Annotated in this window: 23 protein-coding genes; 8 read left to right on the forward strand and 15 right to left on the reverse strand. The window is 64.4% G+C overall.

What is annotated here, in order from left to right; all coding sequences use genetic code 11:
- The first annotated feature begins 55 nt into the window (after nucleotides 1-55).
- Nucleotides 56-769, forward strand: a complete 714-nt coding sequence (locus AACH55_RS10805; protein ID WP_338719504.1) for a hypothetical protein — start codon at nucleotides 56-58, stop codon at nucleotides 767-769.
- Nucleotides 770-811: 42 nt separating this feature from the next.
- Entirely contained in the window at nucleotides 812-2,380 is a 1,569-nt protein-coding gene (locus AACH55_RS10810; protein WP_338719505.1) for a hypothetical protein, read from the forward strand.
- Nucleotides 2,381-2,459: 79 nt separating this feature from the next.
- Here AACH55_RS10810 and smpB read toward each other — a convergent pair whose 3' ends face one another.
- Nucleotides 2,460-2,909 (reverse strand): SsrA-binding protein SmpB, encoded by a 450-nt coding sequence (gene smpB / locus AACH55_RS10815; protein ID WP_069373883.1) that lies wholly within the window; start codon nucleotides 2,907-2,909, stop codon nucleotides 2,460-2,462.
- Nucleotides 2,910-2,976: 67 nt separating this feature from the next.
- Here smpB and AACH55_RS10820 point away from each other — a divergent pair, with 67 nt between their 5' ends.
- The 5 genes from AACH55_RS10820 to AACH55_RS10840 all read left to right on the forward strand — a co-directional run bounded on the left by AACH55_RS10820 (nucleotide 2,977) and on the right by AACH55_RS10840 (nucleotide 7,896).
- The gene (locus AACH55_RS10820; protein WP_013234181.1) at nucleotides 2,977-3,408 is read left to right on the forward strand and encodes a type II toxin-antitoxin system RatA family toxin; all 432 of its coding nucleotides are present in this window, start codon (nucleotides 2,977-2,979) and stop codon (nucleotides 3,406-3,408) included.
- Entirely contained in the window at nucleotides 3,401-3,706 is a 306-nt protein-coding gene (locus AACH55_RS10825) for an RnfH family protein (protein ID WP_338719512.1), read from the forward strand. Before AACH55_RS10820 ends, AACH55_RS10825 begins: the two co-directional genes overlap by 8 nt.
- 135 nt (nucleotides 3,707-3,841) lie before the next feature.
- A complete protein-coding gene (guaB, locus tag AACH55_RS10830; RefSeq protein WP_338719514.1) occupies nucleotides 3,842-5,311 on the forward strand; it encodes an IMP dehydrogenase in 1,470 nt (489 codons plus the stop codon).
- A gap of 105 nt (nucleotides 5,312-5,416) precedes the next feature.
- Entirely contained in the window at nucleotides 5,417-7,009 is a 1,593-nt protein-coding gene (gene guaA, locus AACH55_RS10835) for a glutamine-hydrolyzing GMP synthase (protein WP_338719516.1), read from the forward strand.
- Between the two features lie 179 nt (nucleotides 7,010-7,188).
- Nucleotides 7,189-7,896, forward strand: a complete 708-nt coding sequence (locus tag AACH55_RS10840) for a hypothetical protein (RefSeq protein ID WP_338719518.1) — start codon at nucleotides 7,189-7,191, stop codon at nucleotides 7,894-7,896.
- Between the two features lie 4 nt (nucleotides 7,897-7,900).
- Here the strand turns inward: AACH55_RS10840 and nadB are convergent, their stop codons facing one another.
- The 5 genes from nadB to AACH55_RS10865 all read right to left on the reverse strand — a co-directional run bounded on the left by nadB (nucleotide 7,901) and on the right by AACH55_RS10865 (nucleotide 14,281).
- Nucleotides 7,901-9,505, reverse strand: coding sequence for an L-aspartate oxidase (gene nadB / locus AACH55_RS10845; RefSeq protein WP_338719520.1), 1,605 nt, complete (start codon nucleotides 9,503-9,505; stop codon nucleotides 7,901-7,903).
- 169 nt (nucleotides 9,506-9,674) lie between these two features.
- Nucleotides 9,675-10,886, reverse strand: a complete 1,212-nt coding sequence (purT, locus tag AACH55_RS10850; protein WP_338719522.1) for a formate-dependent phosphoribosylglycinamide formyltransferase — start codon at nucleotides 10,884-10,886, stop codon at nucleotides 9,675-9,677.
- Between the two features lie 387 nt (nucleotides 10,887-11,273).
- Nucleotides 11,274-11,579 (reverse strand): hypothetical protein, encoded by a 306-nt coding sequence (locus AACH55_RS10855; RefSeq protein ID WP_338719524.1) that lies wholly within the window; start codon nucleotides 11,577-11,579, stop codon nucleotides 11,274-11,276.
- 1 nt (nucleotide 11,580) lies between these two features.
- Nucleotides 11,581-12,936 carry an acyclic terpene utilization AtuA family protein gene (locus AACH55_RS10860; protein ID WP_338719526.1) on the reverse strand — a complete coding sequence of 452 codons (1,356 nt, stop codon included), beginning with the start codon at nucleotides 12,934-12,936 and terminating at the stop codon, nucleotides 11,581-11,583.
- 43 nt (nucleotides 12,937-12,979) lie between these two features.
- Nucleotides 12,980-14,281, reverse strand: a complete 1,302-nt coding sequence (locus tag AACH55_RS10865) for a citrate:proton symporter (RefSeq protein WP_338719528.1) — start codon at nucleotides 14,279-14,281, stop codon at nucleotides 12,980-12,982.
- A 221-nt stretch (nucleotides 14,282-14,502) separates the two neighbouring features.
- Here AACH55_RS10865 and AACH55_RS10870 point away from each other — a divergent pair, with 221 nt between their 5' ends.
- Entirely contained in the window at nucleotides 14,503-15,441 is a 939-nt protein-coding gene (locus tag AACH55_RS10870) for a LysR substrate-binding domain-containing protein (protein ID WP_338719530.1), read from the forward strand.
- On the opposite strand, the gene AACH55_RS10875 is transcribed toward AACH55_RS10870, so the two are convergent.
- From AACH55_RS10875 to AACH55_RS10915, 9 genes are all read right to left on the reverse strand, one after another.
- Nucleotides 15,438-16,427, reverse strand: coding sequence for a methyl-accepting chemotaxis protein (locus tag AACH55_RS10875; RefSeq protein ID WP_338719532.1), 990 nt, complete (start codon nucleotides 16,425-16,427; stop codon nucleotides 15,438-15,440). The two genes, AACH55_RS10870 and AACH55_RS10875, sit on opposite strands and share 4 nt — an antisense overlap.
- A 1-nt stretch (nucleotide 16,428) precedes the next feature.
- On the reverse strand, nucleotides 16,429-16,803 hold the full coding sequence (locus tag AACH55_RS10880; RefSeq protein ID WP_338719534.1) for a response regulator: 375 nt from the start codon (nucleotides 16,801-16,803) through the stop codon (nucleotides 16,429-16,431).
- Between the two features lie 85 nt (nucleotides 16,804-16,888).
- Nucleotides 16,889-17,128 (reverse strand): hypothetical protein, encoded by a 240-nt coding sequence (locus AACH55_RS10885; protein WP_338719536.1) that lies wholly within the window; start codon nucleotides 17,126-17,128, stop codon nucleotides 16,889-16,891.
- On the reverse strand, nucleotides 17,125-19,533 hold the full coding sequence (locus AACH55_RS10890) for a chemotaxis protein CheA (RefSeq protein WP_338719538.1): 2,409 nt from the start codon (nucleotides 19,531-19,533) through the stop codon (nucleotides 17,125-17,127). The genes AACH55_RS10885 and AACH55_RS10890 overlap by 4 nt, the downstream gene beginning before the upstream one ends.
- Complete coding sequence (locus tag AACH55_RS10895; protein ID WP_338719540.1) at nucleotides 19,530-19,916, reverse strand: response regulator; 387 nt, start codon at nucleotides 19,914-19,916, stop codon at nucleotides 19,530-19,532. The genes AACH55_RS10890 and AACH55_RS10895 overlap by 4 nt, the downstream gene beginning before the upstream one ends.
- The gene (locus tag AACH55_RS10900; RefSeq protein ID WP_338719542.1) at nucleotides 19,913-20,773 is read right to left on the reverse strand and encodes a protein-glutamate O-methyltransferase CheR; all 861 of its coding nucleotides are present in this window, start codon (nucleotides 20,771-20,773) and stop codon (nucleotides 19,913-19,915) included. The genes AACH55_RS10895 and AACH55_RS10900 overlap by 4 nt, the downstream gene beginning before the upstream one ends.
- A complete protein-coding gene (locus tag AACH55_RS10905) occupies nucleotides 20,770-21,387 on the reverse strand; it encodes a HEAT repeat domain-containing protein (RefSeq protein WP_338719545.1) in 618 nt (205 codons plus the stop codon). Before AACH55_RS10905 ends, AACH55_RS10900 begins: the two co-directional genes overlap by 4 nt.
- Nucleotides 21,388-21,415: 28 nt before the next feature.
- Nucleotides 21,416-22,522 (reverse strand): chemotaxis-specific protein-glutamate methyltransferase CheB, encoded by a 1,107-nt coding sequence (gene cheB / locus AACH55_RS10910; protein WP_338719547.1) that lies wholly within the window; start codon nucleotides 22,520-22,522, stop codon nucleotides 21,416-21,418.
- 33 nt (nucleotides 22,523-22,555) lie between these two features.
- Nucleotides 22,556-24,169: a chemotaxis protein CheW gene (locus AACH55_RS10915; RefSeq protein ID WP_338719548.1), complete on the reverse strand. Its 1,614-nt coding sequence runs from the start codon at nucleotides 24,167-24,169 to the stop codon at nucleotides 22,556-22,558.
- Nucleotides 24,170-24,172 lie beyond the last annotated feature (3 nt).

A 24,172-nucleotide genomic window follows, 5' to 3' on the forward strand; every position in this document is an offset into this window, starting at 1 on the left:
TGACATTCACAAGGGGGCGACGCACGGGGCGTCGCGCATAACAAAGGAGTCTGTCATGGCCTTGAGCACGGTATCGTCCAGCAACTTCAGCCTTGCCGATCTGTCGGCGCTATCCGGCACCAGCGGCTTTTCGACCAGCGCCGCGCCGCGCATGGATGCGCCCCCGCCGCCTCCGCCCGGCGACAAGAGCGGCGGTCTCATGGGCGCGCTCAAGGATATTCTGGCGGCGCTGGGCATCGGCCTGGACAGCATCGCTACCAGTGCCACCTCGGCGACCTCGGCTTCCGCTGACAGCAGCATTTCGGCCACCAACGTCGACTCCAAGCTCGATACCTTCCTGCAGCAACTGATGGCGGCCCTGCAGAGCCAGCACACCCCGCCGCCGGATCGCCCGCCGTCGTCTTCCGACAGCAGCACCAGCAGCGCCAGCAGCACCAGTAGCATATCGGCCACCAGCGATGCCAGCAGTACTGCCAGCACGGATGCCACAGCGCGCTCGTACACGCCCGGCGGTCGTCCGCCGCCACCGGGCGGTGGTCTGGAGGCCGATCTTCAGAGCCTCATCGCCAGCCTCTCCGGGACCAGCAACGGGACCGATTCGGGCTCAGGCGATGGCACGGTCTCCTCGCTGCAAAGCGCCTACAGCGACCTCTTGAGTTCGCTCGGCGCCTCCTCAGGTTCGACCTCGCTCTCGAGCTTCCTGCAGAGCCTGCAAAGCAAGCTGGCAGCGGGCAAAACCACTGGCAACCTGGTCGATACCACGGCGTGAGGGCTTCTCGGAAGGGGCGGCGGCCATGCTAAGCTGCCGCCCATGAATGTTTCCGACCCTGCCCTCCTGGCGCGCATCATGGGCCTGATGTGCGAAGCCATCGCCCTGCGTGGCGCCCACCAGCCCGAGGCTGCCCTGGCTGCGCTGGATCAGGCGCTGCTGCTCGATGCCAATTTCCTGCCGGCGCACATGCAGCGCGCCGCTCTCCTGCAGGAGACCGGTGACCTTGCCGCTGCGGCAGCTGCCTATGCCGCCTGTCTCGATCTGGTTCCAGACTACGACGAGGCGCGCGTGGCGCATCGTGCCGTACTGGAACAATGGGCCAACGCGCTCGCACAGGAAAGCAGGCCGCGTCCGGATCAACTCGTCACGCTTGCACGTCTCCACTACCTGCTCGACCAGCCCCGCCAGGCACTGCTTGCCATCGAAGGTGCGCGCCCGCTGGCGACGCTGGATGAACAGGCCCTGCATGCTGACATCCTGCTGCGCCTGAACCGGCATGAGGAGGCGCTCGAGTGCTATCCGGCCGGGGTCGCCAGCGACGAGGCACGCGCCCTGATCGCCTTCAACCGCGCCGACATCCTGCGCCGGATGGGCCGTATCGAGGCGGCGCAGGCCGGATATGAAGAAGCCTTACGCTGGATTCCCGACTTCCCGCAAGCCCGCGTGGGGCTGGCCCATATGCTGCTCACGCGTGGGGACTATGCCCAAGGGTGGCGCGCGCATGAAGCGCGCTTCCAGATCCCGGAGTTGGCACGCAACGCCATCGCCAGCCCCAGTCCACGCTGGCAACCCGGTGAGGAGGTGCGCGGCAAGCACGTGCTGCTATGGGCCGAACAAGGGCAGGGCGATTGCCTGCAATTTGTGCGGTATCTTCCGTTGGTAGCGCAGCAGGCGGCCCAGGTCACACTGTGCGCCCCGGTGGGCTTACTGGCGGTGCTGGCACCGTCTTTCCCGCAGGCGCGCTGCGTGGCCCACGTCAATGAAGCCGGGCCGCACGATTGCCATGCCTCGCTGCTGAGCCTGCCGCTCCTGCTGGATCTGCCGCATCCTCGCCAGGGGCCGCAGGCACCTTATCTGCAGGTGGATGCGGCGCGCCTGCAGCAATGGCAGCAGCGCCTGGCGCAGACGGCCGAGGCATCGCCGCGCCGTCCGCGCATCGGACTGGCCTGGGCCGGGCGCCAGTACGCGACGCCCCATCCCAGCCGCGATGTGCCGCTGGCCGAGTTGCTGCCCTTGTTTGAGCTGCCGGTCGATGTCATCAGCCTGCAGCTGGAGATCCCGCAGGCCGATCAGGCCATTCACCAGGAACTGGGTGGCAGGCTGCAGACCTTCCCCCTGGCCGACTGGGGAGACTCCGCCGCACTGGCCTGTGCACTGGACCTGGTGATCAGCGTCGATACCGCCGTGGTGCACCTGGCCGGCGCGCTGGGCTTGCCGTGCTTCCTGCCGCAGCGGCTGGAAGGCGAGTGGCGCTGGGGTGTGGAGGGGGCCGGGAGCTTGTGGTATCCGTCGGTACGGCTGTTCCGCCAGCAGCAGCGCGGGCAGTGGGGCAGTGTCGTGGAGGAGCTGGTGGCGGCTTGCCGCGCCAGGTTTGCGGATTGGGCATAGAGATCCTGCACAAGCAGCGCACATGAAAACGGCTGCGCGAGGCAGCCGTGGTCGCAGTGAGGGGGAGTGCAGGAAGGGATCAGCGGCGATGCTGCTTCATCGCCGTCTGGATTTCACGCTGGCTGTCGCGCTGCTTTTCGGTCTCGCGCTTGTCGTGCTGCTTCTTGCCCTTGGCCAGGCCGATGTCGCATTTGATACGGCCTTTGCTGTAGTGCAGGTTCAGCGGCACCAGCGTGTAGCCGGACCGTTCCACCTTGCCGATCAGCTTGCTGATTTCAGCGGCATTCAACAGCAGCTTGCGGGTGCGCGTCGTTTCCGGATGCACGTGTGTGGAGGTGCTGGTCAGCGCACTGATGTGGCAGCCGAACAGATAGACCTCGCCATTGCGCACGATCACGTAGGCTTCCTTCAGTTGCACGCGGCCGGCGCGGATCGATTTGACTTCCCAACCTTGCAAGACGAGGCCTGCTTCGAATCGCTCTTCGATGAAGTAATCGAAAAAGGCCTTTTTGTTATCAATAATGCTCATCTAAATAAAAATTCGTCTCGTCGGTTAAAATTGTGCCTTTGCGATTTTATCAAACGGATCACCCTCGATGGCAGTCGTACACAAAACCGTCCTGATCAACTATAGCGCGGAGCAGATGTTCAACCTGGTCGACAAGGTTGAGGATTACCCTGAGTTCCTGCCCTGGTGTGGTGGTGTCGAGGTCTCCGAGCGCAGTGATGAGAGCCTCACGGCCAAGATCAAGATCAATTACCACGGCTTGAAGCAATCCTTCAGTACCCAGAACACCAATGTGCGCCCGACCAGCATGACCATGCGCCTGGTGGAAGGCCCGTTCAAGCATTTCGAAGGCCGCTGGACCTTCAAGCCGCTGCGCGAGGATGCCTGCAAGATCGAATTCGACATGGAATATGAATTTTCCAGCCGCATCCTGGAAGGGGTGATCGGGCCGGTCTTCAGCATGATCGCCAACAGTTTCGTCGATTCCTTCTGCAAACGCGCCGAACAGATATATGGCTGAAGATGCCTTTTTGCAAGTCCAGCTCTGCTACGCCGCGCCCGGCCTGCAGATCCTGCAGGACCTGCAGGTAGCGCCCGGCACGACCATCCAGCAGGCCATCCTAGGCAGCGGCCTGCTGCGCGAGCAGCCGGCCATCGACCTGTCGGTCTGCAAGGTCGGCATCTTCGGCAAGGTCAAGACGCTGGAGACGGTGCTGCGCGAGCGTGACCGCATCGAGATCTACCGGCCGCTCATCGCCGACCCCAAGCAATCGCGCCGCCGCCGCGCCGCGCACCGGGAGCACGCGGACCGCCCGTGAGCGGCCGGCGTGTGGCCCCGGCTTCCATTCCAGCCTTCCGGCATTTTTACGACGCCCGGAGGGAGAAACGCAAGTAGAGCAAGACGCGCGATCAACTTTTCTGTATAATTCGCTTTTGCGCCTATAGGAAACACTATGCGTCTTCTCCAAAAAGCACTCACGTTCGATGATGTGCTGCTCGTTCCGGCCTTCTCGGACATCCTCCCCAAAGATACTTCCCTGACCACGCGTCTGACGCGCAACATCTCGCTGAACATTCCGCTGGTCTCCGCGGCCATGGACACCGTGACTGAAGCCCGCCTGGCCATTGCCATGGCGCAAGAAGGCGGTATCGGCATCATCCACAAGAACCTGACGCCCAAGGAACAGGCGCGCGAGGTTTCCAAGGTCAAGCGTTTCGAATCCGGCGTGGTGCGCGACCCGATCACCATTCCCCCCACCATGAAGATCCGTGACGTCATCGCGCTGTCCAAGCAGCATGGTATCTCCGGCTTCCCGGTGGTGGAAGGCAAGGCACTGGTAGGCATCATCACCAACCGCGACCTGCGTTTCGAAGAAGAACTGGACGCGGAAGTCCGCGCCAAGATGACCCCGCGCGACAAGCTGGTCTACGTGAAGGAAAACGGCTCCAGCGCCGATCCGGAAGAAGCCAAGCGCCTGATGAACAAGCACCGCCTGGAGCGCGTGATGGTGGTCAACGATGCGTTTGAGCTGCGCGGCCTGATCACCGTCAAGGACATCGAGAAATCCACCGAACACCCCTTCGCCTGCAAGGACGTGCACGGCAAGCTGCGCGTGGGCGCGGCCGTCGGCGTCGGCCCGGACAATGACGAGCGCATCGAGCTGCTGGTCGCTGCCGGCGTGGATGTGATCGTGGTCGATACTGCCCACGGCCACTCCGCTGGCGTGTTGAACCGCGTCAAGTGGGTCAAAACCAAATACCCGCACGTCGAAGTCATCGGCGGCAACATCGCGACCGCCGCTGCCGCCAAGGCACTGGTCGAGCATGGCGCCGATGCCGTCAAGGTCGGCATCGGCCCCGGCTCCATCTGCACCACCCGTATCGTCGCCGGTGTCGGCGTGCCGCAGATCTCGGCCATCGCCAACGTCGCTGAGGCCCTGAAGGGCACAGGTGTTCCGGTCATCGCCGACGGCGGTATCCGCTTCTCGGGCGACGTCGCCAAGGCGCTGGCCGCCGGCGCGTCGGCCGTGATGATGGGCAGCATGTTCGCCGGTACCGAAGAAGCCCCGGGCGAAGTGATCCTGTACCAGGGCCGCAGCTACAAGTCGTATCGCGGCATGGGTTCGCTGGGTGCGATGGCCGACGGTTCGGCCGACCGCTACTTCCAGGACGGCGACAACACCGCCGACAAGTTCGTGCCGGAAGGCATCGAAGGCCGCGTCGCCTACAAGGGCTCGGTGGTCGCCATCCTGTACCAGCTGGTGGGTGGCGTGCGCTCCTCCATGGGTTACTGCGGTTGCGCCTCCATCGACGACTTCCGCGAGCGCGCCGAGTTTGTCGAGATCACGGCGGCCGGCATGCGCGAGTCGCATGTCCACGACGTGCAGATCACCAAGGAAGCCCCGAACTACCGCGCCGAGTAAGTTTCGATGCGGCCACAGCCCGACAGTCCATCGGCATCATGCCAGGCTGTCGGGCTGTTGATCTTTTCAGAAGTCCATTTTTAACGTAGCCAGACCTCACTGCCCATGTCCACGCATTCGCATTCGAAAATCCTGATCCTCGACTTCGGTTCCCAGGTGACCCAGCTCATCGCTCGCCGCGTGCGCGAAGCCGGTGTGTTTTCCGAGGTATTCCCGCATGATGTGACCGACGAGTTCGTGCGCAACTACGGCGCGGCCGGCGTCATCCTCTCCGGTGGCCCCAACAGCGTCACCGAAGGCGACACCCCGCGTGCCCCGCAAGCGGTCTTCGAACTGGGCGTGCCGGTGCTGGGCATCTGCTACGGCATGCAGACCATGGCCGAGCAGTTGGGCGGCAAGGTCGAGAACGGCCACCTGCGCGAATTCGGCTACGCCGAAGTGCGCGCCCACGGTCACACCAAGCTGCTGGACAACATCAGTGATTTCACCAATGCGCAAGGCCACGGCATGCTGAAGGTCTGGATGAGCCACGGCGACAAGGTTAACGAAATGCCCGCCGGCTTCAAGCTGATGGCCTCCACCGGCAACTGCCCGATCGCCGGCATGGCCGACGAAGAGCGTCGTTTCTACGGTGTGCAGTTCCACCCGGAAGTCACCCACACCGTGCAGGGCAAGGCCATGCTGGGCCGCTTCGTGCACGAGATCTGCGGCTGCCAGTCGGACTGGAACATGCCCGACTACATCGCCGAAGCCGTCGAGATGATCCGCCAGCAAGTGGGCAGCGATGAAGTCATCCTGGGCCTGTCGGGCGGTGTCGACAGCAGCGTGGCGGCAGCGTTGATCCATCGCGCCATCGGTGACCAGCTGACCTGTGTGTTCGTCGACCACGGACTGCTGCGCCTGGACGAAGGCAAGATGGTCATGGAGATGTTCGCCAAGAACCTGGGCGTGAAGGTGATCCATGTGGACGCCACAGCGCAGTTCATGGGCCACCTGGCCGGCGTGACCGATCCGGAAGCCAAGCGCAAGATCATCGGCCGCGAGTTCGTGGAAGTGTTCCAGGCCGAATCGGCCAAGCTGACCAGCGCCAAGTGGCTGGCCCAGGGCACCATCTACCCGGACGTGATCGAAAGCGCCGGCAAGGGCAAGAAGACCGCCCACACCATCAAGAGCCACCACAACGTCGGCGGCCTGCCCGAAACGCTGAACCTGAAGCTTTTGGAGCCGCTGCGCGAACTGTTCAAGGATGAAGTCCGTGAGCTGGGCGTGGCGCTGGGCCTGCCGCCGGAGATGGTGTATCGCCATCCGTTCCCCGGTCCTGGCCTGGGCGTGCGTATCCTGGGTGAAGTGAAGAAAGAGTACGCCGACCTGCTGCGCCGCGCGGATGCGATCTTCATCGAAGAGCTGCGCAATACGAAGGATGAAGACGGCCAGACCTGGTACGAAAAGACCAGCCAGGCCTTTGCCGTGTTCCTGCCGGTGAAGTCGGTGGGTGTCATGGGCGATGGCCGCACCTACGAATACGTGGTGGCCTTGCGTGCCGTGCAGACGCAGGACTTCATGACGGCGCACTGGGCGCATCTGCCGCATGAGCTGCTGGGGCGGGTGTCCAACCGGATCATCAACGAGGTGCGTGGCTTGAACCGGGTGGTGTATGACATTTCGGGGAAGCCGCCGGCGACGATTGAGTGGGAGTGATTGTAGGGGCAGTCCGCCCCGGCATTCTGAAACTGCCTGCCGTGAAAAAACCCGCTTTTCAGCGGGTTTTTTCACATCAGGATGGCGACATTACGCCGATATCGTCGGCGAAATCCCCGTGAATCGGCATTTTCGGGCAAAGTCTTGATCTCAATCCTTCATATCGCCCTTTAGCCGCCATGTCTTCACCGCAAATCCACTTCCGCTGCGACCCCGCGCTGGCCGATCATTTGCCACGTCCGCGCCTGGCCCGCGAGCTGATCCCGGACTGGATCCGCAGCATGCCGGCCAAGGCCTTCTCCGCGCTGCACGACCGCGATATCCGCACCGTCAAGCAATGTCCGCCTTTCATTGATGCGATGGCGCATGGTTTCATGATCCTGCTGCCTTGCGATGTGCACGTGGACAAAGGGACCTTCAGCTGGGATTGGGAAGCACCGGCGACCACCGTGGAGGGCCATCCGCGCGCGCCGCTGAGTTTTCATCCACCCGCGCAGGTTATGGGCACACCGTTTGAACACGGCGATGCGCTGGTGCTGAAGTTCAACAGCTTCTGGACCATCGAACTGGAGCCGGGCTGGTCACTGTTCGCGACTCATCCGGTGAACCGCCACGACCTGCCGTTCCGGCTGCTATCAGGACTGGTGGACGCGGATCATTTCCATGATGCCGGGATCAATTTCCCGGCTGTCTGGGCCGATGAGGATTTTGTCGGCGTGCTGCCCAAGGGCATGCCCGTGGCCCAATGCATGGTGGTGCCGCGCGAACGACCTATGCTTCACTTCGATACGCTGGAAGGGGAATCGGCTGCCCGCTATAGCCAGACCGTCGCTGACGTGCTGGCGGCGACCAACGTCTATCGCAAGCAATACCGCCAGCGCAAATAGCCGCTTACTGACGCCCCGGCAGTATGGTCGGCGTGGCGCGCGGCAAGGTGCGCGGATAGTCTTGGCTGAAGTGCAGGCCGCGGCTCTCCTTGCGCATGAGCGCGCTCGAGACGATCAGCTGCGCCACATCCACCAGGTTGCGCAGTTCCAGCAGATCGCGCGAGATGCGGAAGTTGGCGTAGTACTCGTCGATCTCTTCCTTGAGCAGCCGGATGCGGTGCTGGGCGCGTTCCAGCCGCTTGTCGGTGCGCACGATGCTGACGTAATTCCACATGAAGCGGCGCAGTTCGTCCCAGTTGTGGGCGATCACCACTTCCTCGTCGGCATCGCTGACGCGGCTTTCGTCCCATTGCGGCACTTCGGCGATGCGCCAGGTGCCCGCTGACAACTCCCGTTCGATATCCTCGGCAGCCGAGCGGCCCAGCACCAGGCATTCCAGCAGCGAATTGCTGGCCAGGCGATTGGCACCATGCAGCCCGGTATAGGCCGTCTCGCCGACCGCGTACAAGCCCGGCAGGTCGGTGCGGCCGGCCATGTCGGTGACCACGCCGCCGCAGGTGTAGTGCGCTGCCGGCACCACCGGGATGGGCTGGCGCGTGATGTCGATGCCGAACTCCAGGCAGCGCGCCTGGATGGTCGGGAAGTGCTCGGCGATGAAGGCCGGGCTTTGATGGCTGATATCCAGGTCGACGTGATCCAGCCCGCGCTTCTTCATCTCGAAATCGATGGCGCGCGCCACGATGTCGCGCGGGGCGAGTTCAGCGCGCTCGTCATGGTCCGGCATGAAACGCTGGCCCGCCAACGCGCCCGCCGACGCCGGCAGCTTGAGCAGGGCCCCTTCGCCGCGCAAGGCCTCGCTGATCAGGAAGGATTTGGCGTAAGGGTGATACAGGCAGGTCGGGTGAAACTGGATGAATTCCATATTGGCCACCCGGCAGCCGGCCCGCCAGGCCATGGCGATGCCGTCGCCGGTGGCCGAATCCGGGTTGGATGTGTACAGATAGACCTTGCCGGCCCCGCCCGTGGCCAGCACCGTGCGTCCGGCCGCAATGGCCAGCACGCGGCCGCTGGCGGTGTCCTGCACATGCACGCCCAGACAGCGCGGCTCGGCCTTGGGGTCGAGCTTGCGCGCGTGGATCAGGTCGATGGCGCAGTGATGTTCCAGCAGGGTGATGTTGGGATGGGCGCGCACGCGCTGTTCCAGCGTCACCTGCACCGCGTGGCCGGTGGCGTCGGCGGCGTGGATGATGCGGCGCTGGCTGTGGCCGCCTTCGCGCGTGAGGTGATAGCCCAGCTCGGCGCTGTCATCGCGGGTGAAGGGCACGCCCTGGGCGATCAGCCATTCGATGGCCTCGCGTCCATGTTCGACGATATAGCGGGTGGCGCTTTCATCGCACAGGCCGGCGCCGGCCACCAGGGTGTCGTCGATATGCTGGGCGTGGCTGTCGCCCGAATCGAGGACCGCAGCAATGCCGCCTTGCGCCCAGTTGCTGGCCCCGTCCAGCAGCTCGCCCTTGGAAACGACCACCACCTGGTACTTCTCAGCCAGATGGAGGGCCACGGAAAGACCGGCCAGACCGCTGCCGAGGATGGCGACATCACACTTCATGATCGTGAGCAAAGCTGCTGTTGTGGAGGGAGGCGATGATTATAACCACTCGCGGCGGGCATATTCTTTATATCGTTTCCGGTGCCGGGATGATGACCGGGGCGCCCAAAACAAAACGGGACCCGATTTGCATCGGAGCCCGTTTCACGGCGCCAGAATCAGCGCAAGCTCATTGTGGAATCACCGGCTTGACCTTGGCCGCCGCCTGCTTGGCGCGGATGCGCGCGGTTTCCACGCTGTCGCCGGAGGCCAGGGCCACGCCCATGCGGCGGCGGGCGAAGGATTCCGGCTTGCCGAACAGGCGGATGTCGGCGCCAGGAATGCGCAGCGCATCGGCCACGCCGTCGAAGGCGATGCCACGGGCGTCGTGCTGGCCGTAGATCACGGCCGAGGCGCCGGGGTTCTTCAAGGCGGTATTGACGGGCAGGCCGAGGATGGCCTTGGCATGCAGTTCGAACTCGCTCTGCACCTGGCTGACCATGGTGACCATGCCGGTGTCATGCGGACGCGGGCTGACTTCGGAGAACCAGACCATATCGCCCTTGACGAACAGCTCCACGCCGAACAGGCCCAGGCCGCCGAGGTTCTCGGTGACCTTGCGGGCGATGTCGCGGGCCTTTTCCAGGGCAGCGTTGGGCATGGGATGCGGTTGCCACGACTCGACGTAATCACCCTTGACCTGCACGTGGCCGATGGGGTCGCAGAAGCTGGTGATGGTGTCGCCGTTTTCGTTCAACGAACGCACCGTCAGCAGAGTGATTTCATAGTCGAAGTCGATGAAGCCTTCCACGATCACCCGGCCGGCATCGACGCGGCCGCCGGCGGCTGCGTAATTCCACGCGGCTTCGATTTCGTCGGGACCATCGATCTTGGACTGGCCCTTGCCCGAGGACGACATCACCGGCTTGATCACGCAGGGGAAGCCGATCTGGTCGATGGCAGCCTTCAGTTCTTCCAGGCTGTCGGCGAAGCGGTAGGGCGAGGTCGCCAGGCCCAGGGTTTCACCGGCCAGGCGGCGGATGCCTTCGCGGTTCATGGTCAGCCAGGCAGCACGGGCGGTGGGAATCACGCGGGCGCGGCCGGCTTCTTCCAGCTTGACCAGGGTTTCGGTGGCAATGGCCTCGATCTCGGGCACGATCAGGTCGGGCTGCTCCTGCTCGATCAGTGCGGCCAGGGCGGCACCATCAGTCATGTTGATGACGTGGGCGCGATGGGCTACCTGCTGGCCGGGCGCGTTTTCATAGCGATCAACGGCAATGACTTCCACGCCCAGGCGTTGCAGGGCGATGATGACTTCCTTGCCGAGTTCGCCGGAACCCAGCAGCATGACTTTGGTGGCGGACGGGGACAGCGGCGTACCGAGTCGGGTTGGTTTTTTCATATCGGAGGGGGATGGGTCAGCGGGGGACGCTGATGCAGTGCGAAAATCAATCACGGGCGGACGATACCAAATCTTGCACAGTTTGGACAGTCGCAATGTACGTAGTTTCACCGTGAAGAATTGGCGAAAAATTGCCTATTTTTCCGTGGGGCAATTAATTTCAGCTGTCGCGCTTTGTTGCACCGAATAATGTCCGTCTTTCTTCGCTTTTTTGCAGCGAATGAGCGCAATTGAGCTTCTTTCCTGCGAGATGGGACTTTGGCGCTGTACGGGTCTGGATTGTCTAGCCAAATTCATTTATCGCAACAGAAAAGAGAACATCCATGTCAGGACAGTGTTCCCGAGGGCTGCCAGGCCGTGACACCCACCGCCCACACGGGCGACTTGTCAGTCGTCCAGTTCCAGGTCCAGCATCACCCCCGACAACGCCTTCCCATGTGCATCCAGCGCCAGTGAGCGGGTGACGCCCCCGCCCAGCGCACGCTGCATCACGAAGTTCAGCGCACCCAGATGCGGCAAGGCATGGCGCACCACCTCTCCATGGACCACCCCGGCAAAATGCGCGCGTACGCGCTCGGCCGTGAGGATGCGCTCCAGCAGCGCATAGTCCTCCTGCCGATAGGCGATAACGGAGATATTGGAAATGTCGCCCTTGTCCCCGGCGCGCGAATGAGCAATCTCTCTGAGCAGCATCTCAGGCCTCCTCGATGAAAACGGATGGATGCACCAGCGTGCGCGGCAGCAGCAGCGACAGCACGGCGATGACTTCGCGGGCCGACTTGGTGGCACCGCCGCCACCGGCCGGGCCATTGGTATAGAGCGTTTCGACTTCGTTGCCGATGCGGACCGCTTCCTTCATGCTGGCCGTGCGGCCGGTGACGCGCAGGCGTACTTCCTGTGGCTCGGGTGCATGCGCCGACATCTGTTGACCGGCGATGGCATTGATGCCGATCAGGTCCACACGCAGTTCTTCGGTCTGCACGCCGGTGAGGGCCAGCCGTTCGCGCACGATCTCGCCAGCCAGTTGCGCACGCGCCTGTGCACCGGGGCCGGCGTAGGAGATCTGGCCTTCGCCGATGAAGCTGTCGCGGTAGCCCAGCGTGGTCTTGAGTGTCTGCGGTCGCGCACGACCTCGGCCGCCGGTGATGGCTACGCGGTCCGGCCCGACTTCTTCGATGCGCACTTGCGAGAAATCGGCAATCACATCCGGCGTGAAGTAGGCACTCGGATCATGGATCTCATAGAGCAATTGCTCCTTGCAGGTACGCGCCGTGACCTCGCCGCCCGAGCCGGCGACCTTGGTGATGACCGCGCTGCCATCGGCTTTCACCTCGCCGATGGGAAAGCCCAGCCGCGCCAGTCCGGCCACGTCCTTCTTGCCGGGATCGGCAAAGTAGCCGCCGGTGATCTGGCCGGCGCATTCCAGCAGATGGCCGATGAGCGTGCCCTGGCCGAGCTTGTCCCAGTCGTCGGCAGCCCAGCCGAACTCGTGGACCAGCGGCGCCAGCACCAGCGCCGGATCAGCCACCCGGCCCGTGATGATGACCTGGGCGCCGGCTTGCAGCGCCTCGACGATGGGAGCGATCCCCAGGTAGGCGTTGGCCGAAATCAGGCGCGCACCCAACGACGCGACCGGCTGGCCATTGTCCTCGATATGCCATTGGCCTTGCTGTACGGCCTCCAGCACATCATCACCGACCACGGCTGCTACCTTCAGTCCGGTCAGCCCCAGTTCGCGGGCGATCTCGCGCACGCGTTGCGCCGCGGCCAGCGGATTGGCCGCACCCATGTTGGTGATGATGCGGATGCCCTGGTCGGCGCAGGTCTTCAGTACCGCATGCATGCGCTCGGCCAGCAGGGGATCGTAGCCCTTGCTAGGGTCCGCCAGCCGGGCCTGCTGGCCGATGGCGATGGTGCGCTCGGCCAGGCATTCGAAGATCAGGTAATCCAGCTGGCCGTGTTCGGCCAGTTCGGCGGCCGGCTCGATGCGGTCGCCCGAATAGCCGGCACCGGCGCCGATGCGCACGATGCGCTGTGGATCTTGGGTCATGCGGTTCTCCAAAACAGGGTGTTGCACTTCCAGTGGCCCGCGCTCAGAACAGCGGGAACAGCCCCAGCACCACGCAGGCGATGGTCATCACCACGGAGGCACCGAAGAGGAAGGGAATGGTGTATTTCTGATGGTCCGCCAGTTCGATCCCGGCCAGGCCGCACACCAGGAAAGTGGCGGGCGTGAGCGGGCTGACCGGGAAGCCGGTGGTCATCTGGCCCAACAGTGCCGCCTGGGCCACCTGGATGGTGGGCACGCCCAGCATATGGCTGACCTCGGCAATCACCGGCAGCACGCCGAAGTAGAAGGAATCCGGATCGAACAGCAGCGACAGCGGCATCGACAGCAGCCCCAGCACCACCGGGATATGCCCGGCCATCTCCGGCGGCACGAAGCCCACGGCCGTCTTGGCCATGGCCGAGAGCATGCCGGATTTGGTCATGATGCCGGTGAACACGCCCGCCGCAAACAGGATGCTGGCCATCAGCAGGGCCGCCTTGGCATGGGCGTCGATGCGCTCGCGCTGCATGGTCACGTCGCGGTAGTTGATCATCAGCGCCAGCACCACGCCGATCATGAACATCACCACCGGATCGACCTTGCCGCTGATCATCACGCCCAGCACGAAGACCGTGAGCACGATGTTGGCCCAGAAATTCTGCGGACGGCGGATTTTGAGTTGCGCCTCGCTCAGTTCATGCTGCTGCACGAAATCCACCGTCGATCCCTTGCCCAGCCCGAGTCGCCGCTCTTCCTTCAGGCCCAGCAGATAGGAGGCGATGAAGACGAAGGCCAGGCCCACCAGCTGCACCGGCACCAGCGGCGTGAAGATGTCCGAGACCGGGATATGCAGCGCGGCCGAGGCGCGGATCATCGGCCCGGTCCACGGCAGGAAATTCACGCCCGCCGCCATCGAGGCCACGCAGGCCAGGATGCGCTTGTCGATGCCCAGCCGCGTGTACAGGGGCAGCATGGCGGGGATGGTGATAAGGAAGGTCACCGCACCCGAACCATCGAGGTGGATCAGCAGCGCCAGCAGGGCGGTACCGGGCACGATACGGGTGGGGCGGCTGCCCACGGTCTTGAGGATGCGGCTGATGATCGGGTCCAGCATGCCGGCGTCGGTGACGATGCCGAAGAACAGGATGGCAAAGACGAACATGCCCGCCACCGGTGCAATGGCGGTCACGCCCTGGACGATGAACTTGGAGGTCTGCAAGCCGAAGCCGCCGACCAGCGCGGCAATGATGGGAATGGCGATCAGCGCCACCAGCGGCGACATCCTCTTGGTGAGGATGGCCGTGAACAAGGATACGATCGTGACAAAGCCGAGCAGGGCCAACATGCGTGTCTCCGTTTTATGGGTGTGATGTTCTTGTCGTGTCATTCCATCCGGCACCCGCTTGTTGTTGTGGTTCAGTGGTGGTGCCGGGTGCGGCACCGGGGCGGCGGGATGAGTGCAGGGCGAGTGTAGGTGGCGGCCGATTTTGTTGTAAAGTCGATTTTTTCGATGGATTGAACAGATTTTCCGCATAATCCACTGCACGCTCATTTGCCACCCACGCCATGCATGCCAACCTCTCCACCCGCCTGCTGCAAGCCTTCCTCGCCCTGGCCGATTGCCGCCATTTCGGCCACGCGGCCGAGCGCTGCCATGTCTCGCAGTCCGCCTTCAGCGCCATGATCCAGAAGCTGGAAAGCGCCACCGGCGCACGCCTGTTCGAGCGGGATACGCGCAACGTGAGCCTCACGCCCGAAGGTGAAGTATTCGTCCAGGTGGCGCGCCAGCTGGTCTCAGACATGCAAGCCGCGCTGGCGGACATGAACGATTACGTCGCGCGGCGCAAGGGCAGGGTGGCCATTGCGGCCTTGCCCTCGTTGGCGGCGGGCTGGCTGCCGCCGGTGCTGTCGCAGTACCGGCAGCATCATCCTGGCGTGAAGGTGGAGCTGTTCGATGCCATCTCGGATCAATGCCTGGCCTTGCTGCGCCAGGGCAAGGCCGATATCGCCCTCACGGCACCGGGGCCGGATCTGCTGGAGTTCACCACCCAGCCGCTGTGCGCCGACCCCTTCTATCTGGTCTGCCGCAAGGACCATCGGCTGGCCGGCAAGCGCCGCATCAAGGTGGCGCAGCTGGCCGGATGCGAGATGATCCACCTGGCGCGTTCGACCAGCGTGCGCCAGCATCTGGATGCCGTGTTGCGGCCGGGCGCGGTGATCCACACCGGGCTGGAAGTGGAGCACCTGGCGACCTTGGCCGCCTTGATCGAAAGCGGCCTGGGCGTGAGCGTGGTGCCGGAACTGACGCTGTTCCAGTTCCGCCTGCCCGGTCTGGTGGCCATTCCGGTGGATGCGCCCGAGCTGGTGCGACCCTTGCTGATCGTCACGCCCAAGGAGCGCAGTCTGTCCATTGCTGCGCAAGGCTTGCTGGAGCTGGTCCAGGCCAAGGCGCGCGCTGAAGGTGGCGCACCCGCGCGGCGCAGCCGTAAACCACAGGTTTGCTAGAACAATTCCATGGCCGGCAAGTCCGGTTCGCGCACTAGGTGGCGGTGCTCCTGTTCCACGTAATCGATGACCACTTGTGCGATCACCTCGGCCGCCTCATGGGCCGGCAGGATGATCGAAGTTTCGCCCGTCATCTGCGCCAGCGCGGCATTGCGGCGTACCACGGCATTCTGGATGCGGTCCACGCATTGTCTGACCACGTCCTGGAACTGCAGATGGCCCAGCATGTTGCCGGTGGTCGCTACCAGTTCCTCGCCATGCGTCATCATCTGCGCGTATTGCTGGTCACCAGTGTCGCGCACGTGCTCGAAGCTGGTACGCAGTCTGCCCACGGCCTCGGCCGTGGCGGCGATGCGGTCGAGGTCGGCGGCCGATTGCGCGGTATTGCCGCCCAGTTCGTCGTGCAGGGTTTTACGCACTTCTGAGAGCGTGGTGCGGATCCGCGCTGCCGCCGTGTGCGAATTGGCCGCCAGGTTGCGGACCTCCGAGGCGATCACCTTGAAGGCCGCACCTTGCGGGCCGGCACGGCTGGCCTCGATGGCCGTGTTGATCGACAACAGGTGCGACTGCGTGCTGATGCCTTGTACGCTCTGCGCCAGGTCCGAGAGATTGTCGATCTCCACGGCGATGCGGGCTATGCTTTCCACGTCGCGGCGCATGCGTTCCGGCAGGCTCTTGAGGAATTCCGTCATGCAGACAAGGGCATTGACGGTTTCCAGCATCTCGTCGCGTACGCGTTCGTTTTCTTGGCTGGCACGCTGCATGCGTTCCAGCAGTTGCGCAGAGCGGTCGCACAGGGCGCGCGCTTCGCTCATGATGGCCAGCGACGAATTCTCGGTCTGTTCGACTGCGCCCTTGAGGCGCATGGCGATTTCTTCATCGAGCTGCATGCTGGCCACCAGCGCGGCTTGGCAGTTCGGTCCCGGTTCTGCCGGCTGCTGCGGCATGGCGCGTGCCCGGGTGCGCCAGGTATGGATGATTCCCACATCAGGCTCCCGGCAAGACCTGCTTGACGATCTTGAGCAGCTCCGCGCCTGGCACCGGCTTGACCATCCATCCGGTGGCACCGGCACTGCGGGCTTCATCGCGTTTGGCCTGCTGGCTCTCGGTACTCAGCACCAGGATGGGCGTGAAGCGGAAACCCGGCATGGCGCGCGCCTTGCCGATGAATTCGATGCCGCCCATGTTGGGCATGTTGATGTCGGTGATGATCAGGTCCGGCTTGGGAGCCTGGCCCAGGTGGGTCAGGGCAGCCGCGCCGTCGTTGGCGGTGATGACCTTGAAGCCGGAAATTTCAAGATTGTTTTTCAGGCTCAGGATCATGGTGCCTGAATCGTCCACTACCAGGATGGTCTTGCTCATTTGGGTACTCCTTGCTGGTTGATGCTGCTTGTCTGGTTTGTCAGGTCTGTCTGCTTTGTAAGGGGTGTTGAGGGTGCAGATGGCCTCAGTGCTGCGGCAAGGCTGCGCGCAGCCATTCACTGAGTTCCGGCGCCGCCGGCCAGGCGCTAATGCTGGCTGCGCCCGCCATCAAGACCTGCACGCAGGCCGTATGTACATGCTCGCAGGCGGAGAGGTCCACTGCGGCGGCCGGATGCGTGGCCACCAGGACCAGCAGGGCCTCGGCATCTTCCACCCCCAGTACGCCCGCGCAGTGCAGGGTGTCGTCCTTGAGTTCGATCGTCATTTCAGCAGCTCCTTGGGATTGAGGACCATCAGCACAGAGCCGTCGCCCAGCAGGGCCGAACCGGCGTAGGCCGTGAGGCCGGCGAGCACCCCCGAGAGGGGCTTGAGGATTACTTCCACCACCTCCCGGAAGTCATCGATGACCAGCCCCAGGTATTGCCCGTGCACGCGCAGGATCAGGGTGGCCCATTCGTCGTGCTCGTTGCAGCGCTGCGGTGTGTCCAGCCCGAGCTGGCTGTTCAGTTCCAGCAGCGGCACGATGCGCCCGCGCAGGACGGCGGCATTGTGCTGCTTGATGCGATGCACGTCGGCGGCCGGCACGCGTACCGTTTCCACCACGGCTTCCATCGGCAAGCCGTACTGCACGTCGCCCGACTGCACGATCATCACGTTGGTCACCGCCATCGACAGCGGCAGCGACAGTTGCAGGCGAGTGCCCTGGCCAGCCTGGCTCTCCAGGTGCACGCTGCCATGCAGCCGTTCGATGGCGGTACGGACCGCATCCATGCCCACGCCCCGCCCCGAGAGATCGGTGACGGCCTCGGCCGTGGAGAAGCCCGGCAGGAACACCAGGTTCACTGCCTCGCGATCGCTCATCCTTTCCAGTGTCGCTTCATCCACCAGGCCGCGCGCATAGGCCTTGCCGCGGATCACGGCGGGGTCGATGCCGCGCCCGTCGTCGGCGATCTCGATGACCACGCAATCGGCTTCCTGGCGTGCACTCATGATCAGCTTGCCGGTGGCCGGCTTGCCGGCGGCGCGGCGTTCTTCGGGCATTTCCATGCCGTGGTCCAGCGCATTGCGCACCAGGTGAACCAGCGGATCGGCCAGGGCCTCGATGACGTTCTTGTCGGCCTCGGTGGTCTCGCCTTCGAGTTGCAACTGCACCTCCTTGCCCAGACGCCGCGCAATGTCACGCACCAGGCGCGGGAAGCGCTGGAACACGAAGGACACCGGCATCATGCGCACCTGCATGATGGCATCCTGCATCTCCTCGACGATGCGGTTGATGACCGCATGCTGGGCCCGGATATCACGGCCCAGCTCGCGCTCGCCGTACTGGTTTTCGGCCCGGGAGGCCAGGTAGGGCAGGCCGTTGCGGGCCACCACCATCTCGCCGATCAGGTTCATCAGGCGGTCCACTTTTTCCTGTTCCACCTTCAGGACCCGCGCGCCATTGCTGTCCTCGGCGCGGCGCCCGAAGTTGACCGGGGGATCGGCGTCGGCAGTAACGGTTGTGACTGCTGCAGCCGCCGTGGCAGCGGCCGCCGCGACCGGCGCGGTGATCTCTGCCGCAGGGATGTCTTCCTGCAGATCAGCGTTTGGGCTCACCTCGGCCATAGCCTGCACTTGGGCATGGCGCTCGATCCAGGCCACCACCGGTGCCACGCTTGATTGCGCCAGGGCTTGCTCGGCGCAGGCCTCCAGTGCCGGCAAGACCTCCAGGCGTCCGATGGCGCGCATGCAATTGGCGATGGTCGTCACGGCCGCCTTCAGGTGGCCCGGAACCCAGGGCGAACCTTCGAGCGACCACAGTGCATCGTTCTGGGTCTGCACGATCATCAGCGCATCGTTGGTCCGCGTCTGGTCCTTGACGTCGATGGCGGCCGTCGGCAGGTCGGTGATCCAGAACTGCCCCGGCACGTAGCGGAAATGTTCATCCAGCACACTGCGGTCGGCCGTGGCCACCGCCTGGAACACCAGGTTGGCGCGATAGGCATCGAGCTCGCCCACAGCCGGCCAGGCGCTGCCGGGCAGGACGCGGCGCCACAGCACGCCTGGCATCTGTACGGCCAGGCGCAGCGGATCCTCGCCCTTGAAGAAGCATTCCGGTTCGGGCGTGTATTGCACCCACAGCAGAGTCTCGCCAGCACGGGTGGCATCGGCCCAGGCCATGCGCAGGCTGGGCGGTACCCGGGCCAGTGCCTCGGTCATGTAGCTGCGGGCGGCCTCTTCAGCCGCGTGCCGGGTCGCCTGCTGCCCATCCTGGCCGCCGCCCTCGGCCAGCTGCATCCCGCAGCGTTGCCGCAGGCGTGCCACCAGCTCTGCACACGACACGGCCTGGGCCGGATCCGGCTGGCCGGCCAGCTCGATGTCGTCGAACTGGTGTGCCACGAAGTCCATCGCCTCCAGCAGCAGGTCGGCCATTTCGCGGTCATAGGCGACCTGGCCGTCGCGTACCGCGCTCATCAGATCTTCGGCCGCATGCAGCACCCGGAACATCTCGGGAAATTCGAACAGTCCGCAGTTGCCCTTGAGCGTATGCACTACGCGGAACAGGGACTCCATTAGTTCGGGATCGGCCGGCTGGCGTTCCAGGGCCAGCAGGCGGGTGGCGATCTCCTGCAGGCCGTCGCGCGACTCCTGCATGAATTGCAGCAGCAGGGGGGAGAAGGCGGTCGTCATTGCGTTTCTCCCAGCATCAGTTTCACGTTGCGCAGCAGCGGCACCGGGCGCGCCGGCTTGACGATATACAGATTGGCACCAGCCTCGAAGGCCTTGCGGCGATCACATTCCTGGGCTTCGGTGCTGACCATGATGGCCGGTGCCTGGGGGATGTCGTGCTGGCGCAGGGTGCGCAGGAAGGAGTAGCCATCCATTTGCGGCATGTTGACGTCGACCACGTACAGGTCGAAAGGATGCTGGCCTTCGGCGCAGGCGGCCAGCGCCGATTCCAGCGCCTCCAGGCCGTTGCTGGCTTCACGCACGATATAGCCGGCGTCCTCGAAGATGGCCCGTTCATACAGGCGGACGGTGGCAGCGTCGTCCACGATGAGGATATGTTTCATGCTTGCTCCAATGGCTTCTGGTAGACGATCGCTTGTGCAAACTTGCGGATCGCAAACAGCGACGAGATGCGGCTCATTGATTCCGAGTGGCCCAGGCAGATGAAGCCGCCCGGGCGCAATACGTCATAGAAGGCCTCAGCGGCACGGCGGCGTGAGGCGTCGTCGAAGTAGATCAGCAGGTTGCGGCAGAACACCAGGTCGTAGTTGCGGTAGGCCGCCACTTCAGTGCGTTCATTCAGGTTCACACGGGTGAAGGCCACGACTTCGCGCAGGCTGCGGTTGATACGCCAGTTTTCCCCCTCGCGGGTGAAATATTTCTGCAGCCATGCCGCTGGCAGCTGGTGCACGGCACGCGGCGAATACAAGCCAGCTTCGGCCTGGGCCAGGATGCGGGTGTCGATGTCCGAGGAGACGATCTCCACATCCCAGCGCACCAGTTCCGGCCAGCGTTCCAGCAGATACATGGCGACCGTGTAGGCTTCCTCGCCGGAAGACGACGGCATGATCCAGATGCGCAGCGGTTCATCGCGCGGCTTGCGCGTCACCAGTTCGGGCAGCATCGACTGCACCATGCAGTCGAACTGGTAGTGCTCGCGCATGAAGTAGGTCTCGTTGACCGTCATCTCGTTGACCAGGCGCTGCCATTCGCGGCCTGATGTCTCGAAGCGCAGCAGCGAGAAGTACTCGCGGAAGTCGGCGCAGCCCGCAGCCTGGATGCGGTCGATGAGCCGTTTGTCGACGAAGTAGCGTTTGGTCGATTCGAAGTGGATGCCACTGCGACGGTAAAAATATTCACGAAAGCGCTCGAAGTCCTCGGCGCTGATGCTGCTGGTGGGGGCTTCTGCAGAAACGTTCATTCCGCGCCCCGTCCAAGCCGATTCAGCAGCAGGCGCCCGGCAAAGGTGATGTAGGGCTCGTCGGCAAAGCGGCGCATGAGCGTCGTCACCGGTCCGATGGCCGACGGCGTGCCGATGGTGGTCAGCACTTCCAGTGCAGCGCCGCAGACGTTGACATCGGTCTCGGCATCGATCAGTTGCAGCAGCCATTCCTCCACCCGCGCATGGCGCAGCGTGTCGAGAATGCCCACGGCCAGGATGCGGATATCGGTCTCGGGATCGATCAGCATGTGGGCGATCACCGGCGCCACCTGTTCTGGCATGCCGCGCAGCAAGTCGATGGCGGCGTTACGCAGCCAGGCGTCTTCGCTGCGCAGGCAGCCGGCCAGGGCTTGGACGGCCTCGTCGCCGGGCGTGGCCGCCAGCGAATCGAGCAGGGCGGTGCGCACGGCCAGGCTTGATTCCCGTTCCAAGGCATCGATGATGACCGGTACCGCCTCCGGCTGTCCTGCCAGGGTCTGGGCCGCACTGCGGCGCAGGGCCGGATCGGCGGCCTGCAGGCTGGCCAGGGCCGTGGCGCGGGCCGCCTCCTCAATACTGGCGCTGGACATTCCTGTGGACTTGTTCAAGGGCATGATGAGTTCCGTATCGGTGTGATTCTTGTCAGGTGAGGGGGCACAGCCACTGGACCAGCTGGCCCGCAATCTGGTCGGCCGGCAGTACGCTGCTGGCGCCGCCACGGCGGATCAGCTCGGCCGGCATGCCGAAGACCACCGCGGATTGTTCGCTTTCGGCGATGGTTCGGCCGCCGGCTTGCCGGATTCCGGTATAGGCCTCGGCACCATCGCTGCCCATGCCGGTCAGCATGACGCCCACGATGGCCTGGGGCGGATATAGCTGCAGGGCGCTGGCGCCCAGCAGCGAGACCGAGGGATGCCACAGCTGGGTTGCGTCTGGCGGGCGACTGACCAGTGTGGGACGACCATGGCGGGTGGTGAAGATACTGTCAGCACCGCCCTTGCAGATATAGACCGTGCCGGCTTCCAGCGGCATGGGTTGCGCCGCCTCGACCACACGCAGGGCGCACAGCCGGTCCAGGCGCTCGGCGAAGGGCGCGGTAAAACTGGTGGGCATGTGCTGCGCCACCACCACCGGCCAGGGGAAGTGCGCCGGCAGTTGCGGCAGGATGCGCTCCAGCGTGCGCGGGCCGCCGGTGGACACGCCGATCACCACCACGCCCTGCTGGCGGGCATCCAGCGGCGCGGAGCAGGCCGGTGCCGGTGGGCCTGCCGCTGGTCCGGCAGGAGCGGCCGGCCGTGCGGCGCTGCGGGCAGCAGTGCGCGCCGAGGTGGCCGGTGACGCCCCGTCGGGCCCTCGTACCTTGGCTTTGGCGGCGCCCCGTACTTTGGCCACCAGCTCGGTGCGCAGCGCATCGATGCCCAGGCTAATAGTGCCGCCCGGTTTGGCCACGTAATCCACCGCACCCAGGGCCAGGGCCTCGAAGGTCGCCAGTGCACCTTGGGCAGTCAGCGACGAGAGCATGATCACCGGGACCGGACGTTGCAGCATCATCTCCGCCAGCGCCGAGAGACCATCGAGTTCGGGCATGTTGATGTCTAGGGTGACGACATCGGGCGCGAATTCCAGGTTCATGCTGACGGCTTCGCGGCCATTGCGGGCAAAGGCCACGGCAAAGCCACCGGTCTGCTCGAAGAGCTCGCCCAGTTGCTTGCGCATGAGGGCTGAATCGTCGACGATGAGCAGCTTCATCCTTCTCTCTCCTGTCCTTTCTCGTGCGTAGACTTACGCGGCTTGTCCCATGCCGGCCAGCAGGGTCAGCTCTTCGCCTTCCACGAGGTAGCGGGGTTCCACCAGCTGGATCATGCGTTTCTGTTTCTCGATGTTGGCCATGCGCGAGAGCAGGCGCACCTGCTGGCTCGACAGCGAAGGCGCGGGCCCGATGGCACGGCGTTCGATCTTCAGGACCTCGGCCACCGAATCGACGATGAAGCCGGTGCATACCTGGTCGATCAGGAACACCATGATGCGCTGGCGATCACTGCGTTCCACCCGTGGCAGGCCCAGCCGCATGCGCAGGTCGATCACGGGCAGCACGGCACCGCGCAGGTTGATGACGCCTTCCACGAACGCCGGGGCGCGCGGCACATGGGTCAGTTGCTTGGGCACGCGCACGATCTCCTGCACGCTGTCGATGGGCACGCCGAATTCCTCGTCGCCGAAGCGGAACACCACCACCTGTTCCTCATCGTCGCTGCGGGTCTCGGGATGATTGTCCTGGTTCATCTGGTTGTCCTCCAGCAAGGTTTCGATGGCGGGCTGGCGCAGCAGGCTCACGGCGTCGATCACCGACACCAGCCGCTTGCCGTTCTCCAGACGGCAGATGCGGGCGATGTCTGCCATTGCCTTGTCGCGCGCCAGCAGCGTGGGCACCGCTTCGACCGTGTCGAGCGCCACCCGCAGCACTTCATTGACGGTATCGATGACCACGCCCACGGCCCCGATCGATTCCGCGGCCGCTGGCGCGACCACGGCGATGCGGCTGCTGTGGTCCTGCTGGCGCGGCGACAATCCGAACATGTGGCGCAGCGACACCAGCGGCAGGAGCCGGTTGCGCAGTGTCATGATGCCCAGCACGTGGGGCTCCGCATGCGGCACCTGCACGATGTGTTGTGGCATCTGCACGATTTCCTGCACGTCTTCGATGGCCACTGCATATTCCTGGCCGGCCACCATGAAGCTGACCAGTTGCAGTTCGTCGCCGCCCTCGGCCTGCACTTCCTCGGCGCTGCCGCCGTCCATGGCCGCCTGGCCGGCCTGCGCACCGGCGGCGACTTCGGCAAATTCGGCCGCCACCAGCCGGGCAAAATCGAGCACCATGATCATGGGGTAGCCGCCGACGTCCTTGATCAGTCCGGACAGCAACTCCGTGCGCACCGAGGAGGCGATGCAGGCCACGTCTTCGATCTGGCGCAGGTCCACGCCGACCACGCTGGCCACGTGATCCACCACGAAGCCCAGCGGCTGGCCCAGATCGATCACCACGGCACGGCTGGCATCGTCGGCCGGCCGGTCCGGCAGCCCGAAGATGCGGCTCAGGCTGACGATGGGCAGCACCTTGCCACGCAGGTTGGCCAAGCCCAGGAGGGCCCGCGGCGCCAGAGGCACATGCACCACTTCCGGCACGCGGATGATTTCTTGTACCGGCGCCATATCCACGCCAAAGACCTCGTCGCCGACCGTGAAGGTGACAAACTGGCGCAGTTCGGTGTCGCCGGCCGCAGGCAGGGGCAGGGCGCCGTCAGTTTCGCTGCTGTGGGCGGGCGGAGTTGCCGCGTCGGGTGCGGGCGCGATAGCGGCCGTGGCCGCATGAGGCTCGATGAGGGATGCGTCATTCATGTT

Origin of the sequence: Herbaspirillum sp. DW155, from assembly GCF_037076565.1 — a bacterium.
Taxonomy (GTDB): Bacteria; Pseudomonadota; Gammaproteobacteria; order Burkholderiales; family Burkholderiaceae_D; genus Herbaspirillum.